Source organism: Glycomyces tritici (assembly GCF_030403505.1).
In genome coordinates this window covers 233,182-244,478 of record NZ_JAUEMJ010000003.1, presented here as the reverse complement: position 1 = coordinate 244,478, position 11,297 = coordinate 233,182, and the positions used below count along the sequence as shown (strand labels likewise).

Here is an 11,297-nt window from a genome sequence, read left to right as displayed (position 1 = left end):
GACGGCCCGGGCGCATCGCGCCCGGGCCGTCACCGCTCTGTCTCGGGTTTGTGCAGGCGGCCGGTCTCGTAGGGGATGGCGGCGCGCTCGTACAGGTCGATGGCCTTGCCGCGCAGGGAGGTCGCCGTCCAGGAGGCGGCCAGGAGCATCATGACGTTGAAGATGTAGAGGAACACGAGGAGACCGACCGCGGTGGTCACGGCCTGGTAGGCGGGGCGGTCGGAGACGTGCAGGACGTAGATGCGGCCGGCGGTCTTCAGCAGCTCCGTGCCGATCGAGACCGCAACCGAGGCCCACACGACCCGCCGCAGCGGCATGACCACGCGCGGGAGGGCCTGGAGCAGGACCATCGCGAGCAGGGCGTTCGCGATGAGGCCCACGAGGACCGAGATGCCGCGGACGACGAGTGCGAGGTTCCCGGTGGCCTCGTCGAGCTCGAGCCAGGCGAGCACCCATTCCGCGCCGGCCGTCGCGCCGATCGTGATGAGCAGCAGGGTCGAGATCCCGATGAGGATCAGGAAGTCGATCGCCCACCGCAGGAACGGGTTCCCCGGCTGCGCGTCGAGGCCCCAGATCAGCCGGATGGCGGCCCGCACCGACTGCACCCAGGCGACTCCGGCGACGATGAGCGCGGCCGAGGCGAAGATCGTGACCGACTGGCGGGAGTCCTCCAGGACGCCGATGTCGATCACCGGCAGGTTGGTCGAGAGCCACTCCTCGACGGACAGGTAGATCTCGGGGGAGCTGAGCAGGTACCCGAAGATCGCCAGCGCCAGCAGCGACATCGAGAACGCCGCGAAGAAGGCGTAGTAGGAGATCGCGGCGGCCAGCTGGCCGCCGTGGACCTCGCCGTACCGCTCGCCTGCGCGCCAGGAGTGGTCGACCAGGTTGGACCGTTGCCGAGCCCCGAGGAGGACGCGGTCCCACCAGGCCCCCAAGTCAGGGAATTTCACGTGCCGATTCTGTCAAAGCCCGCGCATGGACGGAGGACCGAACGCGTGTTTCGTACTCTTCCTGCGAACTTCGAGCCGATCGGTCGTGAGGAAAACGAAGGATCATCGATGAGGCCTATGAGCGGCGAGCCGACCGCAGGTGATCATCGTCGCCGATACCTCCGCGTTGATCGCTGTGTTCAGCGTCCGCGACCCGCGTCATTCGCGCTGCGCCGACCTTTTCGAGTCGACCGGGGGTTTCGTGTACTCGCCGCTGGTGTCTACCGAGCTCGACCACCTGCTGCGCATCGAGTTCACTACGCGGTGGCCAAGCAGGCCTATGAGGCGCTACTCGATCGAGTCGAGGGTCCCGGGGCCACTTCGGAGACTGTCACCGCTGCCGGGCGGCGACAGCAGTTTCGACCGCTTCAGCATTCTCCCGACGGACCTCTGAGATCCGCGTCAGTCGCGGATGACCCAGGCGTCGGGGTCCTCGAGGAGCTTGGTGACGGAAGTGGGGAGGTCGTCGTTCGCGACGGCGGCGAGGGAGACCGATTCGAGGATGTTGCGCTCGGAGACGCGCAGGGCGATCCACACGTTCGTCATGGCGGTGGCGGTGCCGGAGTAAGGGACCGCCTCGGGGCGTTCGCCGCGGACGCCGACGAGCGGGCCGTCGACGGCGCGGATGACGTCGGCGAGGCTGATGTCGGTGCCGGGGCGCGCCAGCTGGTGGCCGCCTTCGGAGCCGCGCTTGGAGGTGGCGATGCCGCCGCGGCGCAGCTGGAGCAGGATCGACTCGAGGAACTTGCGGGGGATGCCCTGGTCCTCGGCGATCTGCTCGGCGGAGACCCAGCGTTCGCCGTACCCGGCCAGGGCCACGGCGGCCCGCAGTGCGTAGTCGACGCGGGCGGACAGGCGCATGGGGACTCCTTCGTACTCAGAGGCGAACAGTTCCGACTCTATCCCCCGGAGGCGGTGCCTCCGGTGGCCGACGCTGGGTCTGTGAGGCGTCCGGTGCCGGTGCGGTCAGTCAATCGTCGATGAGCAGCCGCAGGTACGCGGCGGTTTCGGCGGCGGCGAGGTCGGCGTCGCCGGCGATGATGGCCTCGATGGCGCGCGAGTGGTCTATGTGCGGCTCTTCGGCGAGGTTGGGGCCGAGTCCGGCGCGCACGGTCTCGCGCAGGGATTCGGCGAGTTCGGAGTACAGCTCGGCGAGGAGCTTGTTGTGGCTGGCTTCGGCGACGGCCTGGTGGAGGGCGATGTCGGCGGCCACGAAGGACTCGGTGTCGTTGACCTCGTGGGTGGCTTCGCGTTCGGAGAGGAGGATGCGCAGCCGGGTGATGTCGGCTTCGTCGCGGCGGTGGGCGGCGAGGCGGGCGGCTTCGACCTCGAGGCCGCGGCGGACCTCCATGGCGTCGGAGGCGGGGCTGGCGGCGATGCGGCGGCGCACGGCGGCGGTGACCTCGCTGCGGCCGACGACGAAGGTGCCGGCGCCTTGGCGGATCTCGAGGAGGCCGGCGTGGGCGAGGGCCCGGACGCCTTCGCGGATGGTGTTGCGGCCGACGCCGAGGAGCTCTGCGAGTTCGCTCTCGGTGGGGATGCGCGAGCCGAGTCCCCATTCGCCGTCGCTGATCTGCTGGCGCAGCTGTTCGATCACCTGATCGACGAGGGCGGACTTGCGTGTCGACTGCAATGCCACTGACGGACCTGACCTCTCCGGAGCGTCCACGGCCGACGGGGGCCCGCCGTGGGAGGGTGCGTGTTTCCCAACACTAGAAGGATTAAAGCAGACAGCCCTCGCGATACCGTTGACAGGCCGTCAATTCATCCTACGAATTGACCCCATCATATCTCGGCTGCTCAGGGCGCACCATCTTGTGTGCGATGACAGTTGGATAGCGGTTACCACCCCACCGGACCACCGCCCGCCTCCCGTCCCCGGAAGGAGCCGTCCGCGTGACGACGACCGACGCGCCCGCGACCGATGCCGCGCACCCCGCCCCCACCCCGCACGCCGAGATCGGCGACCCGCCGATCCCGCCGAAGCAGGCCGCGGCAGCGGCGAGCTGGCTCCTGGTCGCCGGGGTCGTCCTCGCCGCGTTCAACTTCCGCACCGCCGTCACCAGCGTCGGCGCCATCCTCGCCGAACTGCGCACCGGCCTCGGCATGTCCGAGACCGTGGCCGGGCTCCTCACCACCCTCCCGGTCCTCGCCTTCGCCGGCCTCGGCGCCCTCGCCCCGCGCCTCGCCCGCCGCTACGGCCCCCGCGCCCTGCTCACGGGCGCACTGCTGTGCATGAGCATCGGCATGATCGCCCGCGCCTGGGCCCCCAACGCCGCGCTCTTCCTCCTCTTCAGCCTCCTGGCGCTCGCCGCCGGCGCCGTCGGCAACGTCGCGGTGCCCGTGATCGTCAAGCGCTACTTCCCGAACCGCATCGGGCTCATGACCACCGCCTACTCCACGACGCTCGCGGTCGGCACCGCCGTCGCCGCCGCCGCCACGGCCCCGATCGACCACCTCGCGGGCGACTGGCGCATCGCGCTGGCGGTCTGGTCGCTGCCGGCGCTCATCGCGATCGTCCCGTGGCTGCTGTGGCGTCCCGTGCCCGCCGCGGCCGGGGTCGCGCCGATGGGCCGCCTCCACGGCGTACGGCGATCGCGCCTGGCCTGGACGATGCTGCTGCTCTTCGGCTGCCAGTCGGCCATCGCCTACATCCTCATGGGGTGGACGACCACGATCCTGGTGGCCGACGGCATGTCCGCCGCCGCCGCCGGGTCGATGCTGGGCCTGCTCACGATCGTGCAGATCCCCGTCTCGGTGGTCGTCCCGATCCTCACCGTCCGCTGGGGCCCGCGCCCGGTCTTCTTCATCCTCATGAGCTGCTACCCGCCCGCGGTCGCGGGCCTGTGGATCGACGGCGGCGGCGCGCTCACCTGGCTGTGGATGGCGCTGTTCGGCATCGGCACCTCGGTGTTCCCGCTGGTCCTGACCCTCTTCGGGCTCCGGGCCCGGACGCCGGCCGGGACGAGCGCGCTGTCTTCGTTCGCGCAGTCGGGCGGCTACCTCATCGCCGGGGTCGGGCCGCTGGCCGTGGGCTGGGTCTACGGCCTCACCGGCTCATGGTCGGTCCCGTTCGGCTTCATCGCGGCGCTCACCGTGGTCCTCTTCTGCGCCGGGCTCTACGTGATCCGCGAGCGCTACATCGAGGACGAACTCGCGCCCGCCCGGGACTTGTCGCGACATGTCCGCTTATGGCGGCGCGGTCGATCAGGTTATTCACTGAATAGGGGACGAAACCGCCGAAACGGACGGCCCCGCAGGCGGCCCGAAGCTTCCTCGTGACACGATAGTGCCGTGGACCACACTGTTGTGGAATCGGGGAGGCGAACGTGACCAACGAGGTGCTGTGGCTGCCGCGGCCTGACGCGGTGGAGACGACGAACATCGGGCGGTTCGGCCAGTGGCTGTCCCGCCGGGAGGAACGCGACCTCACCGGCTATCCGGCCCTGTGGCAGTACTCCGTCGAGCACCTGCGCCCGTTCTGGGGCGCGGTCTGGGAGTACTTCGGCCTCGGCAAGACCGTCCCGGAGCACCGGGTCCTCGCCGACGAGACCATGCCGGACACCGTCTGGTTCCCGGACGAGACCTTCAACTACGCCCGCGCGGTGCTCACCGCGCCCGGGGTGGACGAGGAGGACGTGCTCGTGCGCGCGTACTCCGACACCCGCGACCCCGTCGAGTGGACCCTCGGGGACCTGCGCGAGGCCGTGGCCCGCGCCCGCGCGGGGCTCGTGGCCCACGGCGTGCACCGCGGCGACCGCGTCGCGGCCTGGATGCCGAACATCCCCGAGACCTACGCGCTCATGCTCGCCACCGCGAGCCTCGGCGCGGTCTTCTCCAGCTGCGCCCCCGAGTTCGGGGCCAAGGCCGTGCTCGACCGCTTCGCGCAGATCGAGCCGAAGGTCCTCGTCGCCGTGGACGGCTACAAGTACGGGCCCAAGACCGTGGACCGCACCGCCGACCTGCGCCGCGTCGTACGGGGCCTCGAAGGGCTCGGCTCGGTCGTCACCCTCCCGTACATCGGCGCGGGGGAGGTCGAGGGCGAGACCTGGGACCGCTTCTGCGCGTACGACGAAGGGGTCGAGTTCGAGCCGCTGACCTTCGACCACCCGCTGTACATCCTGTACTCCTCGGGCACCACGGGCCTGCCGAAGGCGATCGTGCACTCCCACGGCGGCATGGCGATCGAGCACGCCAAGATGCACTCGCTGCACCACGACCTGGGCGTGGGCGACCGGTTCTTCTGGTACTCCACCACCGGGTGGATGATGTGGAACTACCTGATGTCCGCGCCGATCGTGGGCGCGGGGATCGTCATGTTCGACGGGGCGCCGGACCCGGCCGGGATGTGGCGCCTCGCCGCGGAGTCCGGCACCACCTACTTCGGCACGAGCGCGCCGTTCCTCATGGCCTGCCGCTCGCGGGGCATCAAGCCCATGGACGAGGCCGACCTGTCGCTGATCCGCGGCATCGGCTCGACCGGCGCGCCGCTCCCGGCGGTGGGCTTCGACTACGTGTACGAATCCATCAGCGAGACCGCGCAGCTGCAGTCCCTCTCGGGCGGCACCGACCTGTGCACGGGGTTCATCGGCGGCGCGCCCACCGTCCCGGTCTGGCGCGGCGAGCTCTCCTGCCGGTGCCTCGGCGCGGACGTGCAGTCCTTCGACCCCGAGGGGCACCCCGGGATCGGCCGCGAAGGCGAGCTCGTGATCGCCTCCCCGATGCCCTCCATGCCGGTGGGCCTGTGGGGCGACCCGCTCAAGCACCGCTACCGCGACACCTACCTCACCGACTTCCCCGGGATCTGGCGCCACGGCGACTGGATCACCATCACCGACCGCGGTTCGGCGGTGATCTCGGGACGCAGCGACGCCACGCTCAACCGCGGCGGGGTGCGCATGGGCACCTCCGAGTTCTACGCGGTCGTCGAGGCGATCGAGGGCGTGGCCGACTCCCTGGTCGTGCACCTGGACGACCCGGGCCAGGACCGGCTCCTGCTCTACATCGCCTGCAACGAGGGCACCGAGCTCGACGACGACCTGCGGCGGCGCATCGCGGCCGCCCTGCGCGAGCAGCTCTCGCCCCGCCACCTGCCGGACGAGGTGCGCCAGGTCCCCGCGATCCCGCGCACGCTCAGCGGCAAGAAGGTGGAGGTCCCGGTGAAGAAGATCCTCAAAGGCGTGCCGCCCGAAGAGGCGATCGCACGCGACGCCCTCGCGAACCCCGACGCACTCAAGGCCTTCATGCGGACCTAGGGCCTGGCCGAGACCTGAGTGACAAGGGACGTTCAATAACCCGATTTCCTTACGCGGCAAGGGAATTCAGTGAGGTGTGTGCCCGATCGCAGGCGTCCGGCCGCTACTATGCAACGCGTCGCCCCGGTAGGTTTCCCCCGTAGCCGCCGGGGCGGCGCTATGCCTTCCGCCGGAGCCCGCCTCGGCCACCGCGGCGCCCTCCTGTGCTCCAATAGGCGGCGTGACTGACCCGACCGGCCCCGCCGAGCCCGAACCCCAGCAGGACGCCGCCGACCAGGCCGCCGAAGACCAGGCCCCGGACGCGGTCGGCGTCGGCCCCTGGGAGGGCCCGCTCCCCGCCGGCGACCGGTACGACCCGGACCTGCTGCGCCTGGGCGACCGCCGCAACGTGGTCGACGAGTACCGGTACTGGAAGCGCGAGGCGATCGTGGCCGACCTGGACGAGCGCCGCCACGACTTCCACGTCGCCATCGAGAACTGGCAGCACGACTTCAACATCGGCACCGTCGTGCGCAACGCCAACGCGTTCCTCGCCAAGGCCGTCCACATCGTCGGCAAGCGCCGCTGGAACCGGCGCGGCGCGATGGTCACCGACCGCTACCAGCACGTCGAGCACCACGCCACCGTCGAGGAGTTCGTCGCCTGGGCCGCGTCCGAAGGCCTGGCGGTCGTGGGCATCGACAACCTGCCCGGCTCCGTCCCCATCGAGACCACCGCACTGCCCCGTAACGCCGTCCTGGTCTTCGGCCAGGAGGGCCCCGGCCTGTCGGCACCGGTGCGCGAGGCCTGCACGATGGTCTGCTCCATCACCCAGTTCGGATCGACCCGCTCCATCAATGCCGGGGTCGCCAGCGGCATCGCCATGCACGCCTGGGTCAGGGAACACGTGTTCGAGCAGACCCCGGCCGGGAAACATTCCAGTTCCTGAGAGGCGATCGTCAGGAATCCGACCGCTACGGGGTCACCGGATGTCGCCTCCAGGTGGCACTCTGGAATGGAGCACCTCCGTGCTCGGAGCTCCGATGGCGACGACGCCCCGGGACTCCACGTGACCGTGTCACTCCCCCTTGGGGGCGTAGGCGAACGGCTCGTGTCGGATACCTGACGCTTCTATGGGGCGGAGGGGGCGATGCGCCTACATTGAGCCAATGGCAGGTTACTTGGGGTAAGCTCCCGGTGGTACAAGCGAATAGGTTGAATCCGCTGGTAGATGGGCGGAGTCGGGCGAAAGTGGAACCATCGCGTTACGCTGATCCCGGCACCGGGCCTCACGGTTCACACCGTTGCGGCCCAGAACAAAACTGAAAGCCGAGTCATGCTCGTACGGTAGACTCGTGCCAGCCTGCGCCAGACGAACGATCGGCCAGGACCCTTGACGGGAGGGGTGAGGAAGTTGAAGAAGTTTCTGACTTGGGGCGGACTTGCGTTCCTGGTGTTCTTTGTGGCCTTCAGGCCGGGCGAAGCCAGTGACGTGGTCGGGAACCTCGCAGGCGGAATCCTCGATGCCGCAAACGGTTTCGCGGCGTTCTTCACGAGCCTCGTGACCTGATAGCGACGGCACTATGACCGAATCCGGTGCAGGCGGCTCGGGGGACAACAAGGACACCGAGCCGCTGGAACCTCCCAGCCCCCGCGCCCCCTCAGACAGTCCCGCCCCGGGCGCGGACACCCCCACGCGCGAATTCGGCTTCCCTCCGGGAACGGCCGGATCCGCGCCGGCGACCGCCGCGAGCGACATCGACGGCGTCCGCTTCGACGACGGCCTCAACAGCGGCCTGAGCGGCGGCCTCCTCGGCGGCGTGCGCGCCCCGTCGGTGCCCGACGTCCCCTCCCCGATCTCCGCCCGCTACCTCTTCCCGACCGAGAAGTACCGCGGCGAGTGGCGCCGGCACTGGGTGCACCTCATGCCCTGGTACGTCGTGGGCACGCTCGCGACCTTCATCATGGGCCTCATCTCCGGGATGCTGACCAAGTCGGGCGTCGACAACACCGCGCTCACCGTCACCGTCCTCGTCTGGCTGCTCATCCTCGGCTTCGTGGGCTGGAAGATCCTCGACTGGTACATGGACCGCTTCATCCTGACCAACAAGCGGATCATGCTCATCCAAGGGGTCATCACCCGCTCGGTGGCCATGATGCCGCTCGGCCGCGTCACGGACATGAAGTACTCCCAGACGCCGATGGGCCGCATGCTCAACTACGGCGAGTTCATCATCGAGTCCGCCGGCCAGGACCAGGCGCTGCGGAACGTCCCGCACCTGCCGAACCCCAACGAGCTCTACCTCCAGATGTGCGAGGAGATGTACGAGCCCGAGGCCGTCGACGAGCGCGAGGCCGAACCCGAGGAAGACCTCATCCCCGAAGGGGAGCCCGCACCGAAACCCGCGGACGCCTAACCGCGATTCCGTTCACCGTCCGCACACCCGTCGACACTGTCGGCGGGTGTGTTTCGTCCTGGTCTCAGCCCACATCACGGCATCCGATGCCGGGCCCCAGGGGGTTGCACCTACTTCGTATACTCAGTTTGTATCCGACCCTCGGTTGCCAGGAACACCCATCTCTTGGCAGAATTCCGGCCTACGGGGCAACCGTCCGCCGAGGGTAAGTCGTCTGTTCTTCGACCCCCCCAGGGAGACTCGTGAGCGAGACCAAATCGTCCCAGGACGAGGAGTTCCGCGAGTACGTGGCGGCTCGCTCCGCCGCGCTGCACCGTGCGGCGTATCTCCTTACGGGGAACTGGGCAACAGCGGAGGACCTGGTGCAGACGACCTTGACGAAGACCTACCTGGCGTGGAGCCGGATCAGGACTACTGATTCGGTCGACGCCTACGCCCGCCGCATCCTCTACAACACCAACGCCTCCTGGTGGCGCAAGCGGTCCAACCGCGAGAAGCCCACCGAGGTGTTCGAGGACAAGGTCGACCACTCCCGCGACTTCACCGAGCACTCGGCGGTGCGCGACGCCATGTGGCGCCACATCGCCGTCCTCCCCAAGCGCCAGCGTGCGGTCCTCGTCCTCCGCTACTACGAGAACCGCACCGACCAGCAGATCGCCGACATCCTCGGCATCTCCGTCGGCACCGTCAAGAGCCAGGCCTCGCGCGCGCTCGCGGGCATGCGCAAACGACTCGGTACGCCCTCGGCCGCACTCGGCCTGGCGATGGAACCGAGGAAAGCGGCATGAGCGGGGACATAGAGGCCCTCCTGCGCAGCGGGCTGGCCGAACGGGCCGACGCCGCGCCGGTCTTCGACGACCCCGGTCTGGCCGACCTGGCCATCGCCGGCGCCGGGCGCATCCGCCGCCGCAGGCGCGCGGCCGCCGCCGCGAGCGGCGCGGGCCTGCTCGTGCTCGGCGCCGCGGTCGTCTGGAACCCGCTGGTCGGACTCCACGGCGACGACGGCGACGGCACGATCGCCGCCGACACCAGCACCATCGAAGTGCAGAACGAACTCGGTATGGAGTTCCTGGTCCAGGACGAGGACGGCCGCTACAGCGTGCTCAACGAGGACGGCGAATCGCTGGCCTTCGACGCCGCCGAGCCGACCGGCTACGTCTACCGGCTCACCACCCAGTACATGCTGGAGTCCGAGTCCGACGTGTGGACGCTCGACCTCGACGGCGACCGGCTCGCCTCCGAGGAGAAGCCCTCACTCGAGACCACCACCAAGGTCAACAGCACCGGCGACCGCTACGCGATGGTCACCCCGAACGCCGAGTACACCGAGGAGGAGTACTCGCTGGTCGACGTCTCACTCCACGAGGAGACCGAGACGGTCGCGTTCACGACCAGCTTCGCCCTCACCCTCGAGGACTGGAACGAGACCACGGCGGTCTTCATGACCGACCTGCACTCGGCCACCGCCGGCGAAGCACAGGCCATGTGGTTCAACGACGAGCGCAACTTCGGCCTGGAGACGGTGAGCGACGCCGGCCTGCAGGCCGCGGTCCTCGTCGACCAGACCGACCCGAGCTACGTCTGCGTCTCGGACCTCGACGGCGCCGGCGCCGCCAGCGGCCAGGAGCAGTGCGGACCGCTGGACAGCGACGTGATCCAGGAGTCGCTGGCCGCCGCTGCCGGCGAGGAGGCCGCCGAGGACTCGGCCGCCATCACCGAACGCGTCGTCGCGATGTACCAGGTCGACGCCATGGCCGAGGCCGAGATCGAAGTGGACATGGGCGAGTACCAGGACCTGTTCGAGGACGCGACGGAGAACTGGACCGATCCGGCCGGGCTCTGGGAGGTCTGGGCCAACCGCGGCGACGAGACCTGGCTGCTCATCGACAAGTCCGGGGACGAGCCGGTGGTGTCCGAACTCGAACCGCCCGACGGCGCAGTGATGCCCATCGTGAGCTACACCTAACACGCCTGGTCGAATCCGGGGCTGTGACCTGGCGGACTTGACATACTCGCAGCGTGGAATATTTGCTGACGGTCATGGTGACGCTCTTCGTCATCATGGACCCTCCGGGGATCGTGCCGATCTACCTGGCCCTGACCGGGACCATGGATCAGCGCGAGCGCAACCGGGCCGCGCTTCAGGCGACACTCCTGTCCCTGGGCGTCATCTCGCTGTTCGCGCTGCTCGGCCAGCAGATCATCAGCTACCTCCACATCGACCTGGAGGCGCTGCAGGGCGCGGGCGGGCTGCTGCTGCTCCTGGTCGCGCTGCAACTGCTGACCGGCCAGGCCGATGAGCCCACGAACACCGCCACGTCGAACATTGCGCTCGTGCCGCTGGGCACGCCGCTGCTGGCCGGGCCCGGCGCGATCGTCGCGGTGATCCTGTTCGTGCAGCAGGCGCCGTCCCGAACGGACTACCTGTGGATCGCGCTGGCGATCGTCGTCATCCACATCTCGATCTACCTGGTCATGCGGTTCTCGGGCTTCCTGGTGAAGATCCTGCGGCGCGGCGGCATCGAGGTGCTGACGCGGATCGCGGGCGTGCTGCTGGCCGCGATCGCGGTGCAGCTCATCGCGGATGCCGTGATGGGCTACGTCGAACTCTTCGAAAGTTCTGCTGGGGCTTCCGGTTGGTGATCACTTTAGGG

The 11,297-nt window shown here is 69.2% G+C and carries 11 protein-coding genes; 8 read left to right on the top strand and 3 right to left on the bottom strand.

Translation table 11 applies throughout. From position 1 onward, the window contains the following. Positions 1-29: 29 nt before the first annotated feature. The 3 genes from QWI33_RS11615 to QWI33_RS11605 form a co-directional block, all read right to left on the bottom strand. Complete coding sequence (locus QWI33_RS11615) at positions 30-953, bottom strand: YihY/virulence factor BrkB family protein (RefSeq protein ID WP_289957311.1); 924 nt, start codon at positions 951-953, stop codon at positions 30-32. 441 nt (positions 954-1,394) lie between these two features. Continuing rightward, the gene (locus QWI33_RS11610) at positions 1,395-1,853 is read right to left on the bottom strand and encodes an RrF2 family transcriptional regulator (protein WP_289957310.1); all 459 of its coding nucleotides are present in this window, start codon (positions 1,851-1,853) and stop codon (positions 1,395-1,397) included. Between the two features lie 109 nt (positions 1,854-1,962). Beyond that, the gene (locus QWI33_RS11605; RefSeq protein ID WP_289957309.1) at positions 1,963-2,631 is read right to left on the bottom strand and encodes a FadR/GntR family transcriptional regulator; all 669 of its coding nucleotides are present in this window, start codon (positions 2,629-2,631) and stop codon (positions 1,963-1,965) included. 257 nt (positions 2,632-2,888) lie between these two features. Between QWI33_RS11605 and QWI33_RS11600 the strand changes: the two genes are divergently transcribed. The 8 genes from QWI33_RS11600 to QWI33_RS11565 all read left to right on the top strand — a co-directional run bounded on the left by QWI33_RS11600 (position 2,889) and on the right by QWI33_RS11565 (position 11,286). Continuing rightward, positions 2,889-4,274, top strand: coding sequence for an MFS transporter (locus QWI33_RS11600; protein WP_289957308.1), 1,386 nt, complete (start codon positions 2,889-2,891; stop codon positions 4,272-4,274). 47 nt (positions 4,275-4,321) lie between these two features. Continuing rightward, on the top strand, positions 4,322-6,247 hold the full coding sequence (locus QWI33_RS11595; RefSeq protein WP_289957307.1) for an acetoacetate--CoA ligase: 1,926 nt from the start codon (positions 4,322-4,324) through the stop codon (positions 6,245-6,247). A gap of 220 nt (positions 6,248-6,467) precedes the next feature. Continuing rightward, a complete protein-coding gene (locus QWI33_RS11590) occupies positions 6,468-7,175 on the top strand; it encodes a TrmH family RNA methyltransferase (protein WP_289957306.1) in 708 nt (235 codons plus the stop codon). Positions 7,176-7,640: 465 nt separating this feature from the next. Further along, entirely contained in the window at positions 7,641-7,796 is a 156-nt protein-coding gene (locus tag QWI33_RS11585; protein ID WP_289957305.1) for a hypothetical protein, read from the top strand. Between the two features lie 13 nt (positions 7,797-7,809). Beyond that, positions 7,810-8,643, top strand: a complete 834-nt coding sequence (locus QWI33_RS11580) for a PH domain-containing protein (protein ID WP_289957304.1) — start codon at positions 7,810-7,812, stop codon at positions 8,641-8,643. 242 nt (positions 8,644-8,885) lie between these two features. After that, positions 8,886-9,431, top strand: a complete 546-nt coding sequence (locus QWI33_RS11575; protein WP_270115268.1) for a SigE family RNA polymerase sigma factor — start codon at positions 8,886-8,888, stop codon at positions 9,429-9,431. Next, the gene (locus tag QWI33_RS11570) at positions 9,428-10,609 is read left to right on the top strand and encodes a hypothetical protein (RefSeq protein ID WP_289957303.1); all 1,182 of its coding nucleotides are present in this window, start codon (positions 9,428-9,430) and stop codon (positions 10,607-10,609) included. Before QWI33_RS11575 ends, QWI33_RS11570 begins: the two co-directional genes overlap by 4 nt. Positions 10,610-10,662: 53 nt before the next feature. After that, a complete protein-coding gene (locus QWI33_RS11565; RefSeq protein WP_289957302.1) occupies positions 10,663-11,286 on the top strand; it encodes a MarC family protein in 624 nt (207 codons plus the stop codon). Positions 11,287-11,297: the final 11 nt, after the last annotated feature.

Coding starts and splice junctions, on each gene's coding strand:
- QWI33_RS11580 (WP_289957304.1), top strand. CDS start 7,810: ATGACCGAATCCGGTGCAGGCGGCTCGGGGGACAACAAGGACACCGAG.
- QWI33_RS11610 (WP_289957310.1), bottom strand. CDS start 1,853: ATGCGCCTGTCCGCCCGCGTCGACTACGCACTGCGGGCCGCCGTGGCC.
- QWI33_RS11570 (WP_289957303.1), top strand. CDS start 9,428: ATGAGCGGGGACATAGAGGCCCTCCTGCGCAGCGGGCTGGCCGAACGG.